Source organism: Rhodanobacter sp. PCA2 (assembly GCF_013620825.1).
GTDB lineage: Bacteria > Pseudomonadota > Gammaproteobacteria > Xanthomonadales > Rhodanobacteraceae > Rhodanobacter_A.
Genome location: NZ_NJIC01000051.1, coordinates 18,553 through 44,065, shown reverse-complemented (window position 1 = coordinate 44,065; position 25,513 = coordinate 18,553). Strand labels below are relative to the sequence as shown.

Sequence of the window (25,513 nt, the reverse complement as noted above, 5' to 3'; positions counted from 1 at the left end):
TCAGAACTTGCGATCGACGATGGCCGTAGCCAAGCCGCCGCGGGCGGGCGCCGGACCGGCGCCTGGGACGGCCTGTCCAGTGGCGACGCAGCCGCCCCCGGCAAAGCCCCGGCGGGCATTGCGGCCGATCCTGCCGCGGCAATAGTTTCATTTGGACGTATAGAAGGCTTTGACGCGACGCACCAATTGTGCTGTAGTCAAATCGCAATCCACGAATTCCAAATCGGCGCTCCGGCGCCGCCGGGGTTCCGTGCCCTGCCATCCAGCGAGTGAGCAAGATGAAGCAGTCCGGTGGAACAAGCCTGTACGACGCGGCCTTCGAGCACGACAGCTGCGGTTTCGGCCTGGTGGCCCAGATCGACGGTCGCGCCAGCGCGTGGGTGGTCGACTCCGCGTTCGAGGCACTGGCGAAACTCTCGCACCGCGGCGCAGTGAATGCCGACGGCGTGAGCGGCGACGGCTGCGGCGTGCTGATCCGCCGCCCGCAGGCATGGCTGCGCGCGCTGGCGGACGAGGCGGGCATCGCGCCGGCCGAACGTTTCGCGGCGGGTCTGGTGTTCCTCGACCGGCACGACGATGCCGCGGCGGCGGTGCTGGAGCGTCATCTGGTTGAAGAAGGCCTGCGCGTGGCGGGCTGGCGCGACGTGGCGGTGAACGCGGAAGCCTGCGGCCCGCTGGCCGCCGCCGCGCAGCCGCGCGTGCGCCAGGTCTTCGTCGACGCCGGCGCCGGCATGGACGACGAGGCGTTCGAGCTGGCGCTGTTCCGCGCGCGCCGCCGCGCCGAGCATGCCTTGCGCGACGATGCCGCGTTCTATGTGGTGACGCTGTCGGGCGAGCTGATCGGCTACAAGGCGATGGCCGCGCCGGGGCGGTTGCGCGAGGTGTTCGCGGACCTCTCGCATCCCGCGCTGGTCGCCGATGCGGTGGTGTTCCACCAGCGTTTCTCCACCAACACCTCGCCGCAGTGGCGGCTGGCGCAGCCGTTCCGCCTGCTGGCGCACAACGGCGAGATCAACACCATCCGCGCGAACCGGCGCTGGATGCAGGCGCGCGAGGCGATCTGGCGCTCGCCGCGCGTGGAGCTGGGCGACCTCGGCCCGCTGGTGCGCCAGCAGGGTTCGGATTCGGAGAGCCTGGACAACGCGCTGGAAGTGCTGCTGGCCGGCGGCCTGGACCTGCTGGCCGCGATGCGCGTGCTGGTGCCGCCGGCGTTCGCCGCCCGCGAGAACATCGACGAGGACCTCGCCGCGTTCTACGAGTACTACGCGCTGCACAGCGAACCCTGGGACGGCCCCGCCGGCCTGGTGATGTGCGACGGCCGCTACGCCGCCTGCACGCTGGACCGCAACGGCCTGCGCCCCGCGCGCTGGGCGCTGTCCGACGACAACCATTTCATCATCGCCTCCGAGGCGGGCCTGTGGGACATCCCCTCGGCGCGCGTGGTCGCCAAGGGCCGCCTCGCGCCGGGCGAGATGATCGCGGTGGACTTCCGCGAGCACCGCCTGCTGCGCGACGCCGACATCGACGCGATCAACCGCGCCCGCGCGCCGTACCGCGACTGGCTGCGCGCCGGCGTGAGCTACCTGGACTCGGACCTGATCGATCCCTCGCTGGCCGCCGAGCCGCTGCCGCCGGAACAGCTGCACTGCTACCAGAAGCTCTACGGCCTTTCGCGCGAGGAGCGCGAGACGGTGCTGAAGGTGATCGCCGAGCTGGAGGCCGAAGCCACCGGCGCGATGGGCGACGACACCCCGGTCGCCGCGCTTTCGCGCCAGGTGCGGCCGCTGTTCGACCGCTTCCGCCAGGCGTTCGCCCAGGTCACCAATCCGCCGATCGACCCGCTGCGCGAAAAGCTGGTGATGTCGCTGGTCACCCAGATCGGCGCCGAAGGCAACGTGTTCGAGCTCAAGCCCGAGAACGCGAAGCAGATCCTGATCAACTCGCCGGTCCTGTCCCAGCGCAAGCTGCGCCAGCTGCTGAGCTTCCCGCAGTTCACCGACACGCCGCGCTTCGACCTGATGCAGCCGCGCGAACAGGGGCTGGAAGCGGCGCTGCGCGAGCTGTGCGAGCGCGTCGCGCAGTCCGTGCGCGACGGCAACGCGCTGGTGTTTCTCAGCGACCGCTACCCCGAGCGCGACAAGCTGCCGATCCACGCGCTGCTCGCCACCGGCGCGGTGCACGCGCACCTGATCGAGCAGGGCCTGCGCTGTCAGTGCAACATCGTCGTGGAAACCGCCACGCCGCGCGACGCGCACCAGTTCGCCTGCCTGCTCGGTTTCGGCGCCACCGCGATCTATCCGTGGCTGGCCTACCAGAGCCTGTTCGAGCTGGGCCATGAGGGCCACATCGAGGGCGACCGGCTGGAGATCGGCCGCAGCTACCGGCGCGGCATCCGCAAGGGGCTGCTGAAGATCCTGTCGAAGATGGGCATCTCCACCGTCGCCGGCTACCGCGGCGCGCAGCTGTTCGAGATCGTGGGGCTGGCGCCGGAAGTGGTGGCGCTGTGCTTCCCCGGCACGCCCTCGCGCATCGGCGGCGCCGGCTTCGCCGAGCTGGAGAACGAGCAGCGCCTGCTCGCCGCCGAGGCGTGGAACGCGGCGAAGCCGCTGCGCGCCGGCGGCCTGTACAAGTTCGTGCACGGCGGCGAGTACCACATGTACAACCCCGACGTGATCGCCACGCTGCAGCAGGCGGTGCGCACCGGCAATCCGGCCGACTACCGCGCCTACGCCGACCACGTCGACCACCGTCCGCCCTCGGCGCTGCGCGACCTGCTGGACGTGCAGCCGCTGGGCGCGCCGGTGCCGCTGGACGAGGTGGAACCGGTCGAGTCGATCCTCAAGCGCTTCGATTCCGCGGGCATGTCGCTCGGCGCGCTGTCGCCCGAGGCGCACGAGGCGCTGGCGACCGCGATGAACCGCCTGGGCGCGCGCAGCAATTCCGGCGAGGGCGGCGAGGACCCGGCGCGCTACGGCACCGAGAAGATGTCGAAGATCAAGCAGGTCGCCTCCGGCCGCTTCGGCGTCACGCCGGCCTACCTGGTCAACGCCGAGGTGCTGCAGATCAAGATCGCGCAGGGCGCCAAGCCCGGCGAGGGCGGCCAGCTCCCCGGCCACAAGGTGGACGCCACCATCGCGCGGTTGCGCTACGCGAAGCCCGGCATCGGCCTGATCTCGCCGCCGCCGCACCACGACATCTATTCCATCGAGGATCTGGCCGAGCTGATCCACGACCTCAAGGAAGTGAACTCCGTGGCGCTGGTGTCGGTGAAGCTGGTCAGCCACGCCGGCGTGGGCACGGTCGCCGCGGGCGTGGTGAAGGCGGGCGCCGACCTGATCACCGTCAGCGGCCACGACGGCGGCACCGGCGCCAGCCCGCTCACCTCGATCAAGTACGCCGGCACGCCGTGGGAGCTGGGTCTGGCCGAGACCCAGCAGACGCTGCGCCGCAACGATCTGCGCGGCCGCGTGCGCCTGCAGACCGACGGCGGCCTGAAGACCGGCCTCGACGTGATCAAGGCCGCGCTGCTCGGCGCCGAGAGCTTCGGCTTCGGCACCGGCCCGATGGTGGCGCTGGGCTGCAAGTACCTGCGCATCTGCCACCTCAACAACTGCGCCACCGGCATCGCCACCCAGCACCCGGTGCTGCGCAAGGAACACTTCACCGGCCTGCCGGAAATGGTGATGAACTATTTCCGCTTCATCGCCGGCGACGTGCGCGAGCACCTCGCGCGGCTGGGCGCGCGCTCGCTGGCCGAGCTGATCGGCCACACCGAACTGCTGGCGCAGCAGGGCGACGCCACGCCGGTGCGCCACGGCCTCGACCTCGCGCCGCTGCTGGACGGCGCCAGCCTGGGCGCGGCCAGCGACAGCGCCTGCGCGATGGCGCGCAACCCGGTGCGCGACGCCGCCGCGCTTGCCGTGCGCATCGCGACGGATACCGCGCCGCTGGTGGAGCTGGGCGAGGGCGGTTCCTTCAGCTATGCCATCGCCAACACCGACCGCGCGATCGGTGCGCGGCTGTCCGGCGCGATCGCGCGCCGGCATGGCGACCACGGCATGGACGAGCGCCCCATCGTGCTGCAGCTGGAAGGCGCGGCCGGCCAGAGCCTGGGCGCGTGGAACGCCGGCGGCGTGCACATCGAGCTCACCGGCGAGGCGAACGACGGCGTGGGCAAGGGCATGGCCGGCGGCCGCATCGTGGTGCGTCCGCCCGCCGACGCGCCGTTCGCCAGCCAGGACGCCTCGATCATCGGCAACACCTGCCTGTACGGCGCCACCGGCGGCGAGCTGTACGCCGCGGGCCGCGCCGGCGAGCGCTTCGCCGTGCGCAACTCCGGCGCGGTCGCCGTGGTGGAAGGCGCCGGCGACCACTGCTGCGAATACATGACCGGCGGCGTGGTGGCGGTGCTCGGCAAGGTCGGCCTCAACTTCGCGGCCGGCATGACCGGCGGCTTCGCCTACGTGCTCGACCTCGAGCGCGACTTCGTGGACTGCTACAACCACGAACTGGTGGACATCCTGCGCATCTCCACCGACACCATGGAGCACCACATGCACCACCTGCGCGGCCTGGTGCAGAAGCACGTGGAATACACCGGCAGCGCCTGGGGCCGGCAGATCCTGCGCGACTTCCGCGGCCTGCAGTACAAGTTCTGGCTGGTGAAGCCGAAGGCGGCGAGCCTCGCCGTGCTGGCGGAAGAGCTGCGGAGGGCGGCATGAGCAACAAGCTGTTCCAGTTCCTCGATGTGCCGCGGCAGACGCCGCGCACGGTGCCGGTGGCGATCCGCGTGCTGGGCTACGGCGAGATTTCCGGCGACTTCGCCTCGCCGCAGGCGTCCACGCAGGCGGAGCGCTGCCTGGATTGCGGCAACCCGTATTGCGAGCACGCCTGCCCGGTGCACAACTACATTCCGGAGTGGCTGAAGCTGGTGCAGCACGGCCGCATCATGGAAGCGGCCACGCTGATGTACGAGACGAACCCGCTGCCGGAGATCTGCGGCCGCGTCTGTCCGCAGGATCGCCTGTGCGAAGGCGCCTGCACGCTGGAGCAGACCGACTTCGGCGCGGTGACCATAGGCGCGGTGGAGCGCTGGGTCACCGACGAGGCGCTGCGCCAGGGCTGGCGGCCCGATCTCTCGGCGGTGCAGGAAACCGGCCAGCGCGTGGCGATCGTGGGCGCCGGCCCCGCGGGCCTGGCCTGCGCGGACCGCCTGCGCCGCGCGGGCATCGCCGCCGACGTGTACGACCGCCAGCTCGAGATCGGCGGCCTGCTCACCTTCGGCATCCCGCCGTTCAAGCTGGACAAGCAGGTGATGCGCCTGCGCCGCGAGCTGCTCGAAGGCATGGGCGTGCGCTTCCTGCTGGGCCGCGAGGTGGGGCGCGACATCGAGTTCGGCGAACTGGTGGACGACTACGACGCGGTGTTCGTCGGCACCGGCGCCTATACCTACGTGGACGGCAAGCTGGCCGGCCGCGAACTGCACGGCGTGCACGACGCGCTGCCGTTCCTGATCGGCAACACCGAGCGGCTGCTGTGCGACGAGCCGCCGCTGCCCGCGTTCGACCTGCGCGGCCGGCACGTGGTGGTGCTGGGCGGCGGCGACACCGGCATGGACTGCAACCGCACCGCGATCCGTCTCGGCGCGGCCTCGGTCACCTGCGTCTACCGCCGCGACGAGGCCAGCATGCCGGGCTCGGTGCGCGAGGTGGGCTACAGCCGCGAGGAAGGCGTGAACTTCCAGTTCCATCGCCAGCCGCTGGCGATCCTCGGCGACGAGCACGGCCGCGTGCGCGCGGTGCGCGTGGTGGAGACCGAGCTGGTGGACGACGGCCACGGCCGTCCGCGTCCGCGCAACGTCGCGGGCAGCGAGAGCGAGCTGCGCGCCGACGTGGTGATCCAGGCGTTCGGCTTCCTGCCCAGCCCGCCGGACTGGCTGGCCTCGCACGGCGTGAAGCTGGCGCCCTCGGGCCGCATCGTCACCGGCGCCGACGGCGCGCTGCCGCAGCAGACCAGCCACCCGCGCATCTTCGCCGGCGGCGACAACGTGCGCGGCGCGGATCTCGTGGTGCGTGCGGTGTACGACGGCCGCGAGGCCGCCGCCTCGATCGCGCAGATGCTGCAGCAGGCGCCGCGCCTGCAGTCCGAAGTGGCCTGAGCGCGCCGGGCCGGCGCAGCTGCGCCGGCCCGCACCGCTGCCCGGCCGCGCGCGCCACGCTCAGGCCGCGTGCGCGACCAGGCTCAGCGTGTCCAGGGTGAAGCTGCCGTCCGCGACCATGGCGAAGTGCTCGCGCACCTCGGCGGGCGCGCCCTGTTGCAGGCTGCGGATCGCCGCGACGTGGGCCGCATCGGTGCGCGTGCGCGCCACCCAGTCGTCGAAGCGCAGCGGCAGCCGGCGCGGCGTCAGGCCGTCCAGCGCGAAGCCCGCGGCGGCGAGCGCGGCCACCCATTCGCTGGTGCGGTAGTTGCGCACGTGGGAAACGTCGCGCAGCAACTCGATGACCTGCAGGTGCGTATCCAGCAGCGCATCCTCCGGCGCCACCGTATCGACGAAGATCGCCAGGCCGCCCGTCTTCAGCACGCGCCGCGCTTCGCGCAGGCCGTCGTCGCGGCGCCGCCAGTGGTGGGTGCTGAAGCGCGACAGCACCACGTCGAAGGCACCGTCCTCGAACGGCAGGCGTTCGGCCGCCGCCTGCTGCACCCGGATGTTGTGCAGGCCGCGTTCCGTCGCGGCGGCGCGCACGGCGTCCAGCATGCTGGCGGTGGGATCGCAGGCGACCACCTCGCGCACCAGTGCGGCCACGCGGTAACTGACATGGCCGCCGCCGCAACCGAGATCGAGCACGCGCGCATCGGGCCGGTCCTGCAGGGCGGCGGCGATCTGTTCGAGGTCGGCGCCGCTGCGGTGCACTTCGCTGGCGACGTAGTCCTGCGCGCGCGGGCCGTAATGCGCGGCGGCGAAATCGGCGGGTTGGTTCATGCGGTGCTCCTGCGCGGCCGTGGCGTGGACGCCCCGGCGCGGCCGTGCGCAGGGGCGATGCCGGCGTGCGGACCGACCGGCCAAGCATGCCATGCGGCGCGTGCGTGGCGGGCAGGTGGCGCGATCATTTCCGCATGCGCGCCACCTCGCGCTGGCGCGCGGCTCAGGGCGCCGGGTTGAACCCCGCCTGCGCGAGTTCCTTGGCCGCCTCGTCCAGGTCGTGCTGCAGCGACGGGTTGGCGAGGAAGGCCGCGGCCAGCGCCTGGCCGAACACGCGCCCGGCGTAGATGTCCTGCGGCGTGTGCACGCCTCGGACCACGCGGCGCCAGCCCACGTCGCGCGCGTAGCCGGCCAGCGTATCGGCACGCGCGGGCAGGGCCTTGCCCAGCAGCACGGCGAAGACGGTGGCGCGCGTGCTGTGGCCGCTGGGGTAGCCGTAGCTCTTCTTCTTGAGGTCCTTCTCGTCGCCCTCCGGGTCCTTGCGGCAGGAGTCGAGCGGGCAGGGGCGGGTGCGCTGCCAATGCTTCTTGGCCTCGCTCACCGCCTTCGCGGTTTCCTTCTGCACCTCGGTGAACACCGCCGCGGTGCGCGGCAGCCGCTTGGCGTCGAAGCCCGGGCCCAGCACGCGGGAGAAGGCGAACACGTCGAACTCTTCCTCGGCGTGCGCCAGCGCGTTGTCCTTCTTGTTGCGATGGGCGTAGGCGCGGTCGGTCACCCCGCGGTCGGCGCGGTCTTCCGGCGAGCCCGGCACCGACGGCGGCGCCAGCACCGCCTGCAACTGGTGCAGCTGGGCGCTGTCGAGGTAGGGCGGTGCGCCGTCGGCGTGGGCCGCCGCGGCGGCCATCAGCAGCAGGGTGCACAGCGCGTGGCGAAGGAATGTCCAGGCGTGGGTCATGGCAGCTCTCCCGTCACATCGCCAGCGACACGGAGGCGAACCAGGTGCGACCCGGCAGCACCAGCAAGTACGGCGTGGTGCCCTTGATGCTGTCGATCACCTGCTTGTGCTCGTCGAGCAGGTTGTCCACCTGCAGGCGCACCTTGTAGCTCTTGATGAACGAATCGCCGAGCTTCTGGCCGTAGCCCAGGCTGAGCGCCGTGGTCCACCAGCCGGTGGTGTGGCCGGTGGCGGTGGCGGAGCTGGCCACGTCGGGGTTGAGGTTGCTGTTGTAGACGCGCTGGCCGCCCACGTACTTGCTGGTGAGCGAGCCGGAGAAGCCGCCGAAGTCGTACAGGAAGCCGGCCGCGGCGGTGCCGGACGGCACGGTGGGCATGCGCAGGTTCGAGCGCTTGAACTTGGCGTCGATGATCGAGCCGTTCGCGTAGAGGCTGACGCCGTCGCCCACGTAGTAGGTGGCCTCGGCTTCCGCGCCCTGCATGGTGGCGCCCTTGGCCATCGCGAAGATGGGGTCGTGGGTGACCGGGTCCGTGCTGGACAGCGGGAAGTTCTGGTAGTCGATGTAGAACACGTCCGCATCGGCGTTGAAGCGGTCGTTCTTGTACACCGTGCCCGCCTGGTAGTTCGTCGTCTGCTGCGGCTTGGTGTTGCTCTTGCGCGGATCGGGCACGTAGAACTGGTTGAGGTTGGGCGTGAGGAAGCCCTGCGCCGCCTGTCCGTACACGCTCCACTCGCTGCTCAGCATGTAGTTGGCGGTGAGCGAGCCCAGCACCTTGTCCCAGGTCTGCTGGTAGAACAGCGGCAGCTTGGTGGTCTGGTTGATCGGCGCGTCGAGGTAGCGGGTGGCGCGGTCGTACTTCACGCCGGGGGTGACGGTGAAGGCGTCGGTCACGCGCCAGGCGTACTCGGCGTAGAGCTGCGTGGTGCGCAGGCGGTCCACCATCGTGTACTTGTAGGCGCTGCTGTCCGGCTTGCCCTTCTTCACGTCGTGGATGCCGCCGAGTCCGTAGTCGAGCGCGACGCTGTAGCGGGTGTTGTCGATGTACTCGTACCACGCGCCCAGCTTCAGCTGGCCGTGGTCGTCGCTGTGCGTGGCCTCGAGCACGTTGCCCCAGGCGCGGTAGTTGTTGATCTTGTTGTAGCCGCCCATGCCGGTCTTGGACGAAGCCGTGCCCACGTACGGGCTTTCGTGGCTGTCGTTCTTGTAGGCGTAGGTGTAGAGCTTGTCGTCCAGGTGCCAGGTGTCGGTAAGCGCGCTGCTCAGGCCGACGTACTCGAGGTCGGTTTCCTTGGTCTGGTAGTTGTAGCAGTAGCAGTCGGTGCTGGTGCGGTCGGTGTTGAGGCCGAAGTTGCGGCCCAGCGTGTCGATCTGCTTCTGGGTCAGCGTGGTCTTGTCCGGGTTGTTGAAGCGGATGTAGTTGTAGTTGCTGAGGAAGGTCAGCTCGGTCGACGAGCCCACCGGCTGCACGTACTTGACGTAGCCGGTCTTGCGGTTCATCGGCGCGTAGGTGCGGAAGGTGTCGGTGTCGTTGTACTGCGCGCTGGCGATCAGCTTGCCGCCGCCCAGGCTCTCCATCCGGCCGCTGTTGAGCTCGAGGTGGGTCAGCGAGGTGTCGTAGCTGCCGTAGCTGTAGGTCGGGATGAACGAGAACTCGTCGCGGGCATCCTTCGAGCGCAGCGCCACCGTGCCGCCGAACGTGGCCTGGCCGATCTGGCTGGCGCCGCCGGGGCCGCGGTCCACCGTGACCTGGCCGATCATCTTGGCCGGGAAGTAGCTGCTGGTGTGGTGGCTGAAGTCGTTGGTGTCGCCGAAGGGGATGCCGTCGTAGGTGACGTTGTACTGGTTGTCGTTGAAGCCGCGGAGGGTCATCTGCTTCGACTCGCCCAGGCCCGGCCCGCTGACGCCGACGTTGGACACGCCCGGGGCGATCGCGGCGATGGTGGCGTAGTCGGCCGTGGGGGCCACGTGGTTGGCGATGTAGTCCAGCCCGATCACCGACTGCGGCTGGGTGATGTCCAGCTCGGCCTGGGTGGGCGCCTGCACGATGGCGGAGGTGGTGGTGTCGGCGCGGACTTCCACTTCTTCCAGCTGCTTGGCGTTGGCGGTCGTCGCGCTGGTCTTGGCGGCGGTCGCGGCCGCGGGTTGGGCGGTGTCGGCTGCCGGCGCATCGGCGGCCATGGCCAGGCCGGCCACGCAGAAGTTCGCGGCGATCAGCAAGGGGGCGTATGCGCTGCGTCGGCGGATACCCGCGACAAGCGCCTTCAACGCGGGAAGGTCCATCTTGCTGCCGGGGGAACGGGGCGTGCGGTCGGAGGTGTGCATGCAGGGCGCCGAGGTTGGAAGAGGGTGAAGGCGCGATATCCTGCGGGCCATTTCTTACGATTCCGTGGCGCATGGATGACGGCGACCCCGATGGCCGCATGGCCGTATAGCCGCCCAAAAGGTGCCGCTCCGCAGGGCGCGGAGGTGCCTTGCAGCCGGCGCCTGTCGCGGCGGCCGGGCACGCAGGTGGGGCCGGCCGCCATCGCCGGTGGGCGCATCGTTCCGCCGCCCGGCGGTCGCGCGAGTCGCCGTCCTCGGGCTTTCCATTGCCCTGGAGCGGGATATCCAGGCGACCGGGGCGCGCGTCCGCCCGGCCGTCGGCGTTCCGGGCACAAGGCGGACAGGCTGGTCGTCCCGGGCGTTGTCGATGACAATGGCTGCATGTCGCCGCCCTTCCCAGCCATCGGACCCGCATGCTGAGCCGCCTGTGGTTCGGCTTCTTCCTGGCGGCGGCGGTGGCCGCGCTGTCGCGCTGGCTGGTGGGGGGCGACCCGGGCGTGTTCGCCGCGATCGTGGCCGCGCTGTTCGACATGGCCGACCTGTCGGTCAAGGTGCTGCTGCTGCTGTTCGGCACGCTGGCGCTGTGGCTGGGCTTCCTGCGCATCGCCGAGCAGGCGGGTCTGGTGGACAAGCTGGCGTGGCTGCTCGGCCCGCTGTTCGCCCGGCTGATGCCGGGCGTGCCGCGCGGCCATCCCGCCATCGGCCTGGTCACGCTGAACTTCGCCGCGAACGCGCTGGGCCTGGACAACGCGGCCACGCCCATCGGCCTGCGCGCGATGCGCGAACTGCAGACGCTGAACCCGTCGGAAGACACCGCGAGCAACGCGCAGATCCTGTTCCTGGTGCTCAACGCCTCCTCGCTCACCCTGCTGCCGGTGACGGTGTTCGTGTACCGCGCGCAGGCCGGTGCGCACGACCCCACCCTGGTGTTCCTGCCCACCTTGCTGGCGCACTTCTGCGCCAACCTCACCGGCCTGCTGTCGGTGGCCTACATGCAGCGCCTGAAGTTGCGCGATCCGGTGGTGCTGGCGTGGCTGCTGGGCGGCGGCCTGCTGCTCGGCGGCTTCGTGGCGCTGCTCACCTCGCTCACCGCGGCGGCGCTGGCCTCGCTGTCCGGCCTGCTCGGCAACCTGATGCTGTTCGGCGTGATCCTGCTGTTCCTTTGCGCGGGGGCGTACAAGCGCGTGCCATTGTTCGAAAGCTTCATCGACGGCGCGAAACAGGGCTTCGACGTGGCGAAGGACCTGCTGCCCTACCTGGTGGCGATGCTGTGCGCGGTGGGCGTGCTGCGCGCCTCGGGCGCACTGGATTTCGCGCTGGACGGCATCCGCTGGGCGGCGACGCATGCGGGGCTGGACACGCGCTTCGTCGACGCGCTGCCCACCGCGCTGGTCAAGCCGTTCTCCGGCAGCGCGGCGCGCGCGATGCTGATCGAGACCATGCACCACAGCGGCGTGGACAGCTTCCCCGCGCTGCTCGCCGCTACCATCCAGGGCAGCACCGAGACCACGTTCTACGTGGTGGCGGTGTATTACGGCGCGGTGGGCATCCGCCGCGTGCGCCACACCATCGGCTGCGCACTGCTGGCCGACCTCGCCGGCGTGCTCGCCTCGATCGGCGTGTGCTACTGGTTCTTCGGCTGAAACGAACGAGAGGACGACGATGCGCCTGGGTCTGGCCGCCAATCAACTGCACCACGGCCGCGACGACGCGGCGCTGTTCCGCTGGCTGCGCGCCTGCGAGCGCGGCATCCGCGAACTGGATCTCGGCCTGCACGCGGTGGGCCGTACCCACGACGCCATCGTGCGCGCCGGCCTGCTCGCGGATTACCCACCGCTGCGCCGCTACCCCTACGGCCGCGAAGGCGGCCTGATGAAGCTGGTAGCCGAAGTGGTGGGCATGGACGGCGACGCGCGCACGCTGGACGGCGCGATCTACCTGATCGACCCGGTCGATCCCTCCTCGGTGTTCCCCGAGGCGGTGGCGCTCAAGCGCCAGTGCGTGATCCACGCCAAGCCCTTCCTCTCCACCGTGGCCTCCGCGCGCGACTGGATCGAGCTGGAGCGCATGCACGCCGGGCTGGCGCCCGACCCCGGCGCCGACGACCTGCATGCGCCGGAGTCGCAGACGCTGGCCCTGATCGCCCACGACGCGATGAAGCCCGCCATGCTGGCCTACGCGGGCGAGCACTTCGACACGCTGTCGCGTTTCGCCCGCCGCGTGGCCACCGGCACCACCGGCCAGCGCCTCAACGAACTGGCCTGGAGCCGCGGCTGGCCGCAAGGCAAGCCCTGGGTGGACCGCTACCAGAGCGGCCCGATGGGCGGCGACGCGCAGATCGCCGACCTGGTGCTGCAACGCCGCTGCCACCGCGCGATCTTCTTCGAAGACCCGCACGTGGCCCGCCAGCATGAGGCCGACATCCAGCTGCTGGAACGCGCGGTGACCACGGTTACCGACACGGCGGTGTGCATCACCACGCCACGGTTGGCGGCGCGGTGGGCCGAGGCGGCGGAGGTGCGGCGGGGGCGACGAGCGAAGGGGGCGTGAACTTCGGCGCCAGCGGCGTGATGCTCTACATCTTCACCAGCGAGAACCTCCGGCAATACGCAGTGCTCGGCGCCATGGGCGCCACGTCGCGGCAGCTCGTGCGCATGCTGTTCGTGCAGGCCGGCATGTGTGCCTTGCTGGGCACGGGAATGGGCCTGGACCTGTGCTGCCTCGCCGGCAGGATCTTCGGCGCGGTGGACCACCCCTTCCGCATGATGTGGTTCACGCCGATTTTCGGCATGGCCATTGTGACCCTGGTCAGCCTGGTGGCGGCCTTGCCCAGCGGGCGCCCGGTGCTGAAGCTTTCGCCGGCGGTGGTGTTTGCCGGGCGCTGACTTTGCGGATTCGTTGCGGTCGTCTCTGCGCAGGGACGACCATCTGCGCCGTGCGTCGCACCGGATTGCGGATAGTTCGGCTTCGTCTTCGTATGCCGGCTCCGGGCGAAGGCCCGTATCGCGGGGTCTTCCATCGTTCCGCGAGTCCACGGCTTGACTCGGTTCCGGCGAGGGAGTAACTATATCCGTAACGGATATAGATGCCCGGAGACGATCACGCCATGCCAGTCAACCCGCTCTCGCCGGCCGTGTTCCACATACTGCTGGCCTTGGCCGATCGCGAACGGCACGGCTACAGCATCATGCAGGCCGTCGAGAGCGATACGGGCGGCGCGTTGAAGCTGGGCCCGGGCACCTTGTACGGATGCCTGAAGCGCATGCTTTCCGCGGGGCTGGTCGAGGAGTGCGACGAGCGCCCCGATCCGGAGCTGGACGACGAGCGGCGTCGCTACTATCGCGCGACCGATATCGGCCTTCGAGCCGCCCGCGCCGAGGCCGCGCGACTGGCCGTCGCCGTCTCTGCGGCGCAGGCGAGGAAACTGCTTCCGCGAAATTTCCAGACGGCAACGGGGCGACCGGGATGAAGCTCGGTCATCGCACCATTCGTCTGCTGGAAAAGAGCTACGGCACGCTGCTGCTGATCTATCCGAAACCTTTTCGGGAGCGGTTCAGCCGGGAAATGAAGCTGGTCTTCGTCGCTGCCGCCAGGGATGCGTACGAGCGTGGCGGCGCAACGGCTCTGTCGATGTTTCTGGTACGGGTCGTCGTGGACGGCCTGGCCTCCTCGGGACGGGAGTACTTCGAAATGCCACAACGCTTGCTTGCCCTGTCAACGGTGCTGGTTCTGGTGTTCGTGAACTGGCTCACCTTCCACGACGTCTTCGAGCCGCACACGGTTCGCGACTATCTGACGCTTGCCGCCTCGATCCTCGTCTTCGTCCATATCGGCATGGATCTTCGCCAGCGGCGGATCGCGGCCCATTGACGGTCGTTCGTCGACAGGCGCAGTCCCTCGGGCACCGTGATCAGGCGTGCAGCGATACGTCGACGGGTTTCGCCTTTGCACGTCTCGCCAGGGTTTCGACCAGGGCCATCAGCAACGGAAAGTCGATGATGCGCTGGTAGCCCAGGGTCAACGCCGTCGAGCCGTCCCGCAGGCGCAAGTGCACGACGGGTTTTGCCCAGGTATCGGGCACATCCCGTTCGTCGATGGCGGCCAGTTCGACATGTCGATCGCCCATGGCGAGGCTGTCGCGCGTCAGGCGCACCGCGGGCCTGGATTTGGCCGCGAGCGCGTCCATCGTCGTTCCGAAGTCGGCCGTCATGGCCGACGAAACACCCTCGGGCCACTCCACGAAATCGAGCGCTTCGCCGCGGTGCAGCCGGTCCAGCAGCCAGGGGGTGCGCGCGGCGGTGTTGGCGGCGGTCAGGGCGTCGTGGAATCGGCGGAAATCGCTCAAGCGCGCGTTGACGCTGATCCAGCCTCCATCCCCGCGGCCACGCCATGCCACGGCGACCAGCGCCAGGTTCTGCCTGTAGCAGCGGCTCGTTTCGACGATCTCGTCGAAGCGCCATGTCTGAATCTTCCCGCCCTTGTGGCAGGCAACGCCATGCTCGGCCAGCGTCCAGCAGGTCTGGTGCGCCCAGAGCCCCAGCAGGATGAGCGACACGCCGATGGCCGCGGAGCCGGCCATGCTCCTGGCGATGAGCGTCGGGTCCGACATCGATAGATTGCCGTGCCGCACTTGCATGACGACGTAAAGCAGCAGCGCGGCCGCCACCAGGAACAACAGGCCCACGAGCAGCAGGGCCACCGACATGCCGTAATAGCGATGGCGGCTGATGACGCGGCCAATCCGGGCAAGTGAAGAGGGGTCGTGCGTCATCCGTTCGGATCGCTCTGCATGGCAGGGTCCGAGTCTGGGCCGGAGACTCGCCACGGACTATCGGACGGGTCCTAAAGTCGCGCCTGCCTCCGTGCGCCGCGAAGCCGGACTGCGCAAACCGGCGAAGTCGATCGCCTCGCGGACGCACTTTCCGGTGGAACGCGTCATGCCGGATGCAGTCAGCCACGTCCAGTCGGAGGCTTGCCGCCGCGTTCCTTCTCCCGCCGCCGATGTTCGCCTTCGGCCATCGCCTTGAAGCGGTTGATGGATTGCAGCCACAGCGCGTTGTGCTCGGCCTCCTTCTCGCTGTCGCCGTCGGGGATGCGGTTGAAGGGGATGCGCATGGGCGCGGCGTCGTGCTTCAACGCGGCCTGCATGCCGCCGAAGTAGACCTTGTTGAGGCCGTATTTGGTGTTGATGCGATCCACCACGGCGTCGATCTTGCGCGTGTCGCCGCCGGGCGCGAACAGCGAGCCGCTGGTTTGCGTGCGTTCGGCGAGGCGGGTGAGGGTGACGCTCACCGACAGCGGTACGGCGCGGGCGGGGCCGGGCAGGGGGCGCTTGCGCACGCGGCCGGCATCCAGCATCGCTGCGAGCAGGTGCAGCAGGTTGCGGCTGTCGTCGGTGGGGTCGAAGTTGATGCCGCTTTCCCAGCGTTCCTCGTAGCCGACGAAGCGGATGGCCACCGTCATCGCGCCGGCCAGCAACTGGTCGCGGCGCAGGCGCATGGCGGCTTTCACCAGCAGCTTCTTCAGCACCGCCAGCGCGCCTTCGGGCGTGCGCAGTTCGGGGCCGAGCACGTGCGAGTGGCCCAGCGAACCGCGCGTGGTCGCGGCGACCGGCAGCCACGCGCCGCGCAGCAGGCCCCACATGCGCTCGCCTTCGATGCCGCCCCAGGCGCGGCGCAGCACCAGCTTCGAGGCCGCGGTGAGCTGGGCCACGGTGAAGATGCCTTCGACGTTGAGGCGCGCTTCCATCGAGGCGCCGATGCCGCACAGGTCGCGCAGCTTGAGTTCGTGCAGCGCGTGCGGCAGGTCGGCCTGCTCGATCACCACCAGGCCGTCGGGCTTCTGCATGTCCGAGGCGGTCTTGGCGAGGAAGTCGTTGGGCGCGATGCCGATGGAGCAGCGGATCGCGCCGCCGGGCGCGGCCCTGGCGATCTCTTCCTTCACCTGCCGCGCGATGCGCTCGGCTTCCGTTCGCTGGCGCTGGCGGCCGACGAGTTCGCAGGCCATCTCGTCGATGGAGCCGACGTGGGCGATGGGGATGGCGCGGTCGATCGCTTCAAGGAAAACGTGGTGCCAGTGCACATAGCGTTCCGGCCGCGCGGTCACGATGACGATGCCCGGACAGCGCGCGCGCGCCTCGCGCACCATCGTGCCGGTGGAGACGCCATGGGCCTTCGCCTCGTAGCTGGCGGCGATCAGGCTGGTGGTTTCCGCGTCCACCGGGGCCACGCCCACCGGCCGGCCGCGCAGCGCCGGCACCTCGTGCTGTTCCACCGAGGCGAAGTAGCTGTTGAAGTCGACGAACAGGCTGCGCAGGCTCATGGCCGTACTTTCCGGGGCGAGCCGGGCGGTATAGCTTGCACCCGTCGCAGGGGCGGAGACAGTGCCGCGAGGAAGGCCCCGCAGGCGCGCGTGAGCGCGCGGCAATGCGGCCATGCAGCTTGTCAATTGTCTTATTATATGTTCTCGTTCATGTCTGTTTCAGTCACCCACCCATGCCCAGGGCAGGAATCACCATGAACCGAAGCCTCGCCGCAAACGTCCTCCTGATGTCGCTGCTGGCCGCAGCTCCGCTGGCGCAGGCGAGCGACGCCACGCGCGCCACCTTCGGCAGCATGCCGGATGGACAGAAGGTCGAGGTGGTGACGCTGGACGACGGCCACGGCTTCACCGCGCGGGTGATCAGCCTCGGCGCCAGCCTGCAGTCGCTGATGCTGCCGGATCGCCACGGCAAGCTGGCCGACGTGGTGCTGGCCTATCCGAACCTGCAGGATTACCTGGCCAAGCCGCAGTACTTCGGCTCCACCGTGGGGCGTTACGCCAACCGCATCGGGCACGGGCGTTTCGCGCTGGACGGCAAGAGCTACCAGCTCACCCTCAACGACGGCCCGAACGCCCTGCACGGCGGCGTGAAGGGTTTCGACAAGGTGGTGTGGAGCGTCGTGAAAGTGGTGAAGGGCCCCGAGCCCAGCGTCACGCTGCAATACGTGAGCCCCGACGGCGACCAGGGTTTCCCGGGCACGCTCACCGCCACGGCCACCTACACGCTGAAGGCCGATCACGAGCTGGACATCGACTACAGCGCGACCACCGACAAGCCCACCATCGTCAACCTCAGCAACCACACCTACTGGAACCTGGGCGGCGAAGGCTCCGGCACGATCTACCACGACATCCTCACCATTCCCGGCGACAGCATCACCCCGGTGGACGCCACGCTGATTCCCACCGGCGAGTTCCGTCCGGTGGCCGGCACCGTCTACGACTTCCGCGCGGGCAAGCCGATCGGCCAGGACATCCGCGACGGCAAGGAAGCACAACTGCTGCTCGGCCGAGGCTACGACATGAACTGGGTGATCAGCCGCACCGGGGCGGCGCAGCCGCGCATGGTGGCCAAGGTGGCGGACCCGCACAGTGGTCGCGTGCTGACCTTGTATTCCGCGCAGCCCGGCCTGCAGTTCTATTCGGGCAACTTCCTCGACGGCACCAGCACGGGCACGTCGGGGCGCGTCTACCGCCAGGGCGATGCCTTCGTGCTGGAGCCGCAGCAGTTCCCGGATACGCCCAACCATCCGGCGTTCGGCTCCGGGCGCCTGGCGCCGGGACAGACCTACCGCAACCACATCGTCTACCGCTTCTCGGTCGAGCACGACGCGGCGCACTGAGGCATGGCGGCACAGTAGTCCGGCCCGTCGCTGCTGGCGGGCCCCACGGGCGGCCAGCCTGGCCGCCGTCACGGGAGGTTCCATGAAACACGCATTGTCCTGTCTGCTGCTCGCCTTGGCCATGGCCGTCACGGCCAGCCCGGCGCGCGCCGATTCGGCGGTTCCCGCCCGCTGGTCGAAAGCCCAGGCGAACGCCTGGTACGCGAAGCAGCCGTGGCCGGCCGGCAGCAACTACGTCCCCTCCGACGCCATCAACGAGCTGGAGATGTGGCAGGCCGCCACCTTCGATCCGAAGCGCATCGACGAGGAGCTGGGCTGGGCGCAGTCGCTGGGCATGAACACCATGCGCGTGTTCCTGCACGACCTGCTGTGGAAGCAGGACGCGGCGGGCTTCAAGCAGCGCATCGACCAGTTCCTGACGATCGCGGCGAAGCACCACATCAAGCCGATCTTCGTGCTGTTCGATTCCTGCTGGGACCCGGAGCCCGTGCTCGGTCCCCAGCATCCGCCGATTCCCGGCGTGCACAACTCCGGCTGGGTGCAGTCGCCGGGCGTGGCGATGAGCGACCGCAGCCAGTACCCGCGCTTCGAGCAGTACGTGAAGGACATCGTGGGCAGCTTCGCCAAGGACGACCGCATCCTCGCCTGGGACATGTGGAACGAGCCGAACAATCCCGGCGGCGGCGACTACGACGCGCGCGAGCCGAAGGACAAGTTCGAGCGCGTGGCCGAACTGCTGCCGCAGGTGTTCGACTGGGCGCGCGGCATGCACCCGAGCCAGCCGCTCACCAGCGGCCTGTGGGATCACCCGGACTGGAGTCCGTCGGGACATCTGGACGCCATCGAGCGCACCCAGGTCGAGAAGTCCGACATCATCACTTTCCACAACTACGGCTGGCCCGAGGATTTCCTCAAGCGCGTGGAGCAGCTGAAGCCCTACGGGCGGCCGCTGATCTGCACCGAGTACATGGCGCGCGGCGCCGGCTCCACCATCGACGGCGTGATGCCGCTGGCCAAGAAGCTCGACGTGGGCATGGTCAACTGGGGCTTCGTGAGCGGCAAGTCGCAGACCATCCTGCCGTGGGATTCCTGGCAGCGCCCCTACACGCTGCAGCAGCCGACGCTGTGGTTCCACGACCTGCTGCATGCCGACGGCAAGCCCTACCGCGAGCGCGAGGCGCAGATCATCCGCGCGCTCACCCACTCGCCCAGGGGCGTGGTGCCGGCGACTGCGCTGGGCCTCTGAGGCTGGTGCACAGCGGGCCTTTTCCGCACGGGTGGCCCCATGCATGGAAAGCGAAACGCCCGGCAAGCCGGGCGTTTCGCTTTGAAGGGATGCGCGAAGCGCCGATGGCTCGACGGCGATCTTGAAGCGAGTCAACGGATCACCGGGTTCCAGAAATCTTCAGTGCATCTTGGAGAGTCGAATGAACGATCAAGGCCAGGCCGGGAAAATGAATCGCCGCGACTTTCTGCGGCTGACCTCCGCAGGTGCGGCCGTAGCCGCGGTTGCCGCTGGCGCGGGCGTCGCCAGGGCGGGCGCTGCGTCGATGGCGGCGGGCGAGGCGTCCGGCGCCGGCCAGGCGCGCCGCCCCAACGTCATCCTGCTGATGGACGACCAGAACACGGCGGGGCTGTCGAAGCGCTACGGATATCCGTTCGACACGATGCCGATCATGGATCGGCTGGCCTCCGAAGGCGTGGATTTCACGAAGGCCTACTGCACGATGCCTGCATGCATGCCGAGCCGGACCTCGATCTTCACCGGGCGCTGGCCGAGCGCGCACCGGGTGCGCTCGAACTACATGAGCGACGCCGTGTTCTTCGAGCGCGACATCTACGACGTGGCGGCATCGTGCGGCTACAGGACCGGCCTGGTCGGCAAGAACCACACCTACCTCGGGCCGGAGAAAGTCGATTTCTGGCGGATCTACAACCATACCCGCGGCGACAGGACGAACGGCGACAGGAAGATGCTGGATGCGTACGAGCGCTGGCTCGATGCGCTCGAGTTCAACGTGTCGACCACGCCCACGCCGTTTCCGGTGGAGGCGCAGTTTTCCCATCGCATCGTGACCGACGCCATCGACTTCATCGATCAGGCGGGGGCGCAGCCGTTCTTCCTGGAAGTGTCGTTCCCCGATCCGCACGATCCCGAACAGGTGCCGGCGCCCTACTGGGACATGTTCCCGCCGGCAAGCATCCCGGAGCCGCGCGCCGGTCTGGGCGATCTCAAGAGGCTGGGCTATCGCGCCGAATGGCTGCACGACCTGGAGATCGACGGGTTCCCGGCGACGAACAAACTCTGGAGCCGCTATCTCTCGAATTACCTCGGCTCGCTGCGCATGATCGACGACCAGGTGGGCCGCCTTGTCGATCATTTGAAGGAGAAGGGCCTGCTGGACAACACCGTGATCGCCCGGATATCGGACCACGGCGATTACCTGATGAAATACGGACTCGCCCGGAAAGGCGTGGGCATGCCGGAGACCCTGATCCACGTCCCCATGTTCTGGTGCGGCCCCGGCTTCCACGCGGAGAAAAGCGTGGGCGAGAACAATTTCGTTTCGCTCGCCGACGTGATGCCGACGATATGCGAAATCATGGGAGCGCCGATTCCGCGCGGCGTGCAGGGGCGCAGCCTGCTTCCGCTCATTCGCGGCGAAGACTATCCCGCGGCCGAATTCCGCAGCATCTATGCGGAAGCGGGTCTCGGCGGCCTGTATTACGAGCGCGAGGACAGGATGCCGGTTTCCATCGCCCGCACCGGGAAAACCGGCTGGGACGAATTGAACGGAGTCACGCAGAGCGGCTGCCAGCGCATGGTCAGGATGGGCAAATGGAAGCTCGTCTTCGACATGATGGGTTACGGCCAGTTCCACGATCTGGAAAAGGATCCGGACGAACTGGAAAACCTGTTCGGCGATCCGCGCTTCGCGGCGGAACAGGCTGCGCTGATGGCGGAACTGGCGATGTGGACGATCAGGAACACGGACAGTCTTCCCACTGGTCCGCAGGCGAACAGCGAAGTGCAATTCGAGAAGTACCGGACGAAGTGGGCCACCCCGCACAACTGGTACGCCCCGCACCGGCGAGGCGAGCGGCATCCGGTGGCTTTCGTGCCCTAGCCGTCTTTCTTTTCATCGCTCGTTCCCGCGTAAACCAGGCAGGGTCTGGCCGGGTTCCGAGGCATGCACATACCAGCGGGTATTGCCCATTTGCAGGCCTTGCGAAAGGGAATGAAAACGTCCGAAAAGCAGGCGTTTTCATTTGGGAATCGCGCAGAAAATTGCGTCGAATCATACGGTGCGCTGCAGCATGACAAGCCGGCGCAAGTGTTGCATCGTTAGTCATATAGTATGACAAATAGAAATTGTCGGACTATTGTTGCCCGCCGGCTTCCAGCGTGATTCCGGGATGGCTGGCGATCCTTCGAAGGGCGCGGCAAGGGAGTGCCGGACCGGGTGAATGCCCGGGCCACGGGGCGATGACCGCGTCCTTTCCAACCGTCACAAGCACGGCAAAACTTGGGGAGACATCCATGAAGCACCCGATTCTGGTTACCTGCACGACGACGCTGCTGGCCAGCGCGATCGCTGGCTGCCTGTTCCCTGCGCATGCGAGCGATGCCGCCCCCGCGGCGACGGCCGCAGCCCGGAGCACGGATGCCGCCGCGGCCACGGCAAGCGCTGCCGACGCCGCGGCGCAGACCACGCCACAGACCGCCGCCAGCGGTTCGGACACCTCGACGGAAGCCCGCAAGCGTCGCGAAGACGAGGCAAAGCAGGCCAACGCGATCACCTTGTCCACGGTGAACGTGTCGCCGCTGCGCAGCAGCCTGGAGAGCGCGCAGTCGATCAAGCAGAACTCCCGCATGGTGGTCGACTCGGTGGTGGCCGAGGACATCGGCAAGCTGCCCGACAACACGGTGGCCGACGCGCTGCAGCGCGTCACCGGCGTGCAGGTGGCGCAGGGCTTCACCGGCGAGACCTCGAGCGTGGTGGTGCGCGGCCTGCCCAACGTGGTGACCACGTTGAACGGGCGCCAGCTCTTCAACGCGGGCGGCCGCGGCTTCTCGTTCCAGGACCTGCCGGCGACCGCGGTGAGCGGCCTGGACGTCTACAAGACCACCGAAGCCAGCATGATCACCGGCGGCATCGCCGGCACGGTCAACGTGCGCACGTTCCGCCCGTTCGACTTCGACGGCTTCAAGATCGCCGCGACGATGACCGGCACGCACCAGAAGTACGGCGGCAGCACCGATCCCACCGGAAGCTTCCTGCTCAGCGACCGCTGGAGCACGGACATCGGCGAGTTCGGCGCGCTGCTGAACACCGGCCTCACCACGATGCACTACGACTACAACGTCGCGTTCGTGGACAACAACCTGACCCGGGTGCTCACCAACCCCGGCGGCCAGCCCGTGCGCACCAGCAACGGCAACCTGCTGGTGGGCAACAACTCCTACGGCGCGAACTACAACGTCGGCTACCGCCAGCGGCCCGAGGCGAACTACGCCCTGCAGTGGAAGCCGAACGACAGCACCGAAGTCTATCTGGAAGGCATCTACACCTGGATTTCCGAGAAGTACAGCCAGCCGTTCTATGGCACGGTGCCGGTCGGCGTGGGCACGCTGTCGCAATACACCACCGGCGGCGGCTGCTTCCCGATCGGCCTGGCCGGCTCGCCCTACTTCGGGCAGACCGTGTGCCCGCTGAGCAGCGCCCAGTTCACCGGCAACTTCTACGGCTTCACCAGCACCCAGGCGCACCGGGACTGGGGGCACAACAGCCAGAACGCACTGGGCGTGAAGTGGCACAGCGGCCGCCTCACCCTGTCCAGCGATTTGAGCCTGAACGGCTCCAGCTTCGAGAACGACAACTTCGTGGTCGATACGCTGATGGACGCGTACAGCAACCCGTTGACCTTCAACTACAAGGCGCCGAACAACTTCGGCTTCGCCGGCAACCCGCAGCTGAATCCGTCGCAGTTCTACCTCAACGGCCTGTTCCAGGCCTGGAACAACAACAAGGCCAACCAGACCGCCTGGCGCGGCGACGGCAACTTCGACATCAACGGCAGCTTCTTCAGCTCGCTGGACTTCGGCCTGCGCTACTCCGACACCACGGTGAAGGCGTCCGGCGCGCAGCTGGGCATGGGCCCGCCCGGCGGCGCCTACCTGCCGAACGGCCAGCCCAACCCGGCCAACCAGGCGGTCGCGGTGTTCGGCTCCTCGTACTTCTGCAACATCCCCACCATGCCGGCCGTGCCCGACGGCGCGCTCACCGGCTGCTACGACTACCTGATGAACAACCAGAACGCCATCCGCGCCTATTACGGGCTTGGGTCCGGCAAGCTTCCGGCGCAGCAGGGGCATTACTTCAACATCGGCGAAAAGACCTACTCGGGCTACGCCCAGATGAACTACGGCAACGAGCTGTTCGGGCTGCCGTTCGACGGCGTGTTCGGCGTGCGGCTGGAGAAGGTGAAGCGCAACCTCAACGCCTACACCTACGACAGCTCCAGCGCGGTGTACTCGCCGATCACGTTGAACACCGACGAAAACCACGTGCTGCCGAACGCCACGTTCAACCTGCACTTCACCGACTCGCTGCAGATGCGCCTGTCGGCCGGCAAGACCATCCAGTACCCGGACTTCGGCCAGCTCAACCCCTCGCTCACGCTGAGCCCGCCCACCGCGAACACCATCGCCAGCGGCGGCGGCGGCAATGCCTACCTGAAGCCGACCAAGTCGAACAGCTACGACGCGACGCTGGAGTGGTACTTCAGCAAGTCCGGCTCGCTGACCGGCGGCGTGTTCTACCACGACATCACCGGCTACATCGAAAACTACACGTTCGAGCAGAACATCGGCGGCATCAACTACCTGATCTCCGGTCCGCAGAGCGCGGGCGCGGGCCACCTGGACGGCGTCGAGCTGGCCTACCAGCAGTTCTTCACCTTCCTGCCCGGCCCGTGGGACGGCTTCGGCGTGCAGGCGAACTACACCCACATCAACAGCAGCCTGAAGACGCCCGCGATCAACGGCACCGGTTTCATCACCACCTCGTTCCAGAACGTGTCGAAGGACAACTACAACCTCGTGCTGATGTACGAGAAGTACGGATTCTCGGCGCGCCTCGCGTACAACTACCGCAGCCGCTTCCCGGAATTCTTCCTGGCGGCGTCCAACCTGATCGGCGGCAACGCGCAGATGTACGACAAGCCGGCGAACATGCTGGACCTGGCGCTGAGCTACGACATCAACAAGAACGTGGCGGTGGTGCTGAACGCCACCAACCTCACGCACGCCAAGTTCCACTCCTATGCGGGACCGGGGCAGGCGCTGCCGCAGGACCTGCGCTACCAGGACAGCTCCGTGGGCATGGGCGTGCGCGTGAAGCTCTGACCGGCAGCGTCCGGGTTGCCCGCTGCGCCCGTCACGCCGGTTTCCCGGCGGGCGCGGCGTGGCGGGACCGTCGAGGAGGACATCGTGTTGCGACACTTTCGAAGTGCCGTGCCCGTGCTCGCGGCCTGGGTGCTGTCCCTGTCGTCGGGGGCGGCGCCTGCCGCGACCAGCTTCCGCAATCCGCTGTTCGCGGGCGGCGACCCGTGGATCACGCGGGTCGACGGGGTTTACTACTACTCCGCCTCGCAATGCGGCGTGGCGGACGTTTGCATCAAGCATTCGCGCAGCCTCGCCGGGCTCGCGCATGCGCCATGGACCGGCATCTGGAACCACACTGACGACAAGGCGCCGAACGCCCGCGACATCTGGGCGCCGGAGCTGCATCACATCGACGGCCGCTGGTACGTCTACTACGCGGCCGACGACGGCGACAACGACCATCACCGGCTCTACGTGCTGGTGGCGGATCGTCCCGAAGGCCCCTATGCGGAAGCGGATACCGGGCATCCACACGGCGCGCTGGCCGAAGCCAGCGGGCACTGGGCGATCGATCCGGACGTCTTCACCGCAGCCGACGGCAAGCTCTACCTCACCTGGTCGTGCACCGACCACGCCGACTCGCGCTTCCCGCAGCGCATCTGCCTAGCGCAAATGCGCGATCCGCTGCACGTGGCCGCGCCCACCGTGGCGATCTCCACGCCGACCGAGCCGTGGGAAACGCGCGGCAAGCCGATCCAGGAAGGGCCGGTGGGCTACACTCGCGCGGGCCATACCTACATCACCTATTCCGGCAGCGCGAGCTGGATTCCGAACGACTACGCCGTCGGCCTGCTTGCACTCGCTCCGGGCGCCTCGCCGCTGGATGCATCGGCGTGGCGCAAGTCCGGCCCCATCTTCGACCACCACGGCACGGTCTACGGTCCGGGCTCGGTGGTGTTCGCGCCGTCGCCGGACGGCCGCCAATGGTGGAACCTGTACCACGCCATCGAGCGGCTGGATTGCCAGCCGGCCTACCGCTGCCGCGACATCCGCATGCAACCCATGCATTTCGACGCCGCGGGCGCGCCGGTGCTGGGCGTGCCGGTGGAGGCGGGTGTCGCATTGCCGTTGCCGTCGGGCGACCAGGCGCAGACCCATGAACCTTGAGACGCCCTGCATGCACGGGTCGATCGCGGCAGCGCGCCGCGTTGCGTTGCCCGATGCCGGTCGCGGCGATCGCCGCGGCCATCCGGATGTGCGCTTC

General features: G+C 68.5%; 17 protein-coding genes. 12 read left to right on the top strand and 5 right to left on the bottom strand.

The genetic code is table 11. The features are described 5' to 3' along the window. Positions 1 to 278 precede the first annotated feature (278 nt). On the top strand, positions 279 to 4,721 hold the full coding sequence (gltB, locus tag PCA_RS16030; RefSeq protein ID WP_181303618.1) for a glutamate synthase large subunit: 4,443 nt from the start codon (positions 279 to 281) through the stop codon (positions 4,719 to 4,721). Then, on the top strand, positions 4,718 to 6,157 hold the full coding sequence (locus PCA_RS16025) for an FAD-dependent oxidoreductase (protein ID WP_181303617.1): 1,440 nt from the start codon (positions 4,718 to 4,720) through the stop codon (positions 6,155 to 6,157). The genes gltB and PCA_RS16025 overlap by 4 nt, the downstream gene beginning before the upstream one ends. Before the next feature lie 60 nt (positions 6,158 to 6,217). Here the strand turns inward: PCA_RS16025 and PCA_RS16020 are convergent, their stop codons facing one another. The 3 genes from PCA_RS16020 to PCA_RS16010 all read right to left on the bottom strand — a co-directional run bounded on the left by PCA_RS16020 (position 6,218) and on the right by PCA_RS16010 (position 10,197). Continuing rightward, positions 6,218 to 6,979 (bottom strand): class I SAM-dependent methyltransferase, encoded by a 762-nt coding sequence (locus tag PCA_RS16020; protein WP_181303616.1) that lies wholly within the window; start codon positions 6,977 to 6,979, stop codon positions 6,218 to 6,220. A 163-nt stretch (positions 6,980 to 7,142) separates the two neighbouring features. Then, complete coding sequence (locus tag PCA_RS16015) at positions 7,143 to 7,874, bottom strand: phosphatase PAP2 family protein (protein ID WP_181303615.1); 732 nt, start codon at positions 7,872 to 7,874, stop codon at positions 7,143 to 7,145. Positions 7,875 to 7,887: 13 nt separating this feature from the next. Continuing rightward, positions 7,888 to 10,197, bottom strand: a complete 2,310-nt coding sequence (locus PCA_RS16010) for a TonB-dependent receptor (RefSeq protein WP_255436919.1) — start codon at positions 10,195 to 10,197, stop codon at positions 7,888 to 7,890. Between the two features lie 413 nt (positions 10,198 to 10,610). Between PCA_RS16010 and PCA_RS16005 the strand changes: the two genes are divergently transcribed. The 5 genes from PCA_RS16005 (at position 10,611) to PCA_RS15985 (ending at position 14,067) form a co-directional block, all read left to right on the top strand. Further along, positions 10,611 to 11,840, top strand: coding sequence for a spore maturation protein (locus PCA_RS16005; RefSeq protein WP_181303614.1), 1,230 nt, complete (start codon positions 10,611 to 10,613; stop codon positions 11,838 to 11,840). 19 nt (positions 11,841 to 11,859) lie between these two features. After that, positions 11,860 to 12,747: a methylglyoxal synthase gene (locus PCA_RS16000; protein WP_181303613.1), complete on the top strand. Its 888-nt coding sequence runs from the start codon at positions 11,860 to 11,862 to the stop codon at positions 12,745 to 12,747. Then, complete coding sequence (locus tag PCA_RS15995) at positions 12,744 to 13,082, top strand: FtsX-like permease family protein (RefSeq protein ID WP_181303612.1); 339 nt, start codon at positions 12,744 to 12,746, stop codon at positions 13,080 to 13,082. The genes PCA_RS16000 and PCA_RS15995 overlap by 4 nt, the downstream gene beginning before the upstream one ends. Before the next feature lie 200 nt (positions 13,083 to 13,282). Continuing rightward, the gene (locus PCA_RS15990; RefSeq protein ID WP_181303611.1) at positions 13,283 to 13,666 is read left to right on the top strand and encodes a PadR family transcriptional regulator; all 384 of its coding nucleotides are present in this window, start codon (positions 13,283 to 13,285) and stop codon (positions 13,664 to 13,666) included. Further along, positions 13,663 to 14,067, top strand: coding sequence for a hypothetical protein (locus PCA_RS15985; RefSeq protein ID WP_181303610.1), 405 nt, complete (start codon positions 13,663 to 13,665; stop codon positions 14,065 to 14,067). The genes PCA_RS15990 and PCA_RS15985 overlap by 4 nt, the downstream gene beginning before the upstream one ends. Positions 14,068 to 14,107: 40 nt before the next feature. Here the strand turns inward: PCA_RS15985 and PCA_RS15980 are convergent, their stop codons facing one another. Then, positions 14,108 to 14,968, bottom strand: coding sequence for a hypothetical protein (locus PCA_RS15980; RefSeq protein ID WP_181303609.1), 861 nt, complete (start codon positions 14,966 to 14,968; stop codon positions 14,108 to 14,110). 179 nt (positions 14,969 to 15,147) lie between these two features. Then, positions 15,148 to 16,518, bottom strand: a complete 1,371-nt coding sequence (locus PCA_RS15975; protein ID WP_181303608.1) for a DNA polymerase — start codon at positions 16,516 to 16,518, stop codon at positions 15,148 to 15,150. Between the two features lie 194 nt (positions 16,519 to 16,712). On the opposite strand from PCA_RS15975, the gene PCA_RS15970 reads away from it, so the two are divergent. From PCA_RS15970 to PCA_RS15950, 5 genes are all read left to right on the top strand, one after another. Next, positions 16,713 to 17,861: an aldose epimerase family protein gene (locus PCA_RS15970; RefSeq protein WP_181303607.1), complete on the top strand. Its 1,149-nt coding sequence runs from the start codon at positions 16,713 to 16,715 to the stop codon at positions 17,859 to 17,861. Between the two features lie 82 nt (positions 17,862 to 17,943). Then, positions 17,944 to 19,107, top strand: a complete 1,164-nt coding sequence (locus PCA_RS15965; RefSeq protein WP_181303606.1) for a cellulase family glycosylhydrolase — start codon at positions 17,944 to 17,946, stop codon at positions 19,105 to 19,107. A gap of 121 nt (positions 19,108 to 19,228) precedes the next feature. Further along, entirely contained in the window at positions 19,229 to 20,989 is a 1,761-nt protein-coding gene (locus PCA_RS15960) for a sulfatase-like hydrolase/transferase (RefSeq protein WP_181303605.1), read from the top strand. A 413-nt stretch (positions 20,990 to 21,402) separates the two neighbouring features. Next, the gene (locus PCA_RS15955; RefSeq protein ID WP_181303604.1) at positions 21,403 to 24,270 is read left to right on the top strand and encodes a TonB-dependent receptor; all 2,868 of its coding nucleotides are present in this window, start codon (positions 21,403 to 21,405) and stop codon (positions 24,268 to 24,270) included. 84 nt (positions 24,271 to 24,354) lie between these two features. After that, a complete protein-coding gene (locus PCA_RS15950) occupies positions 24,355 to 25,416 on the top strand; it encodes a glycoside hydrolase family 43 protein (RefSeq protein WP_181303603.1) in 1,062 nt (353 codons plus the stop codon). Positions 25,417 to 25,513 lie beyond the last annotated feature (97 nt).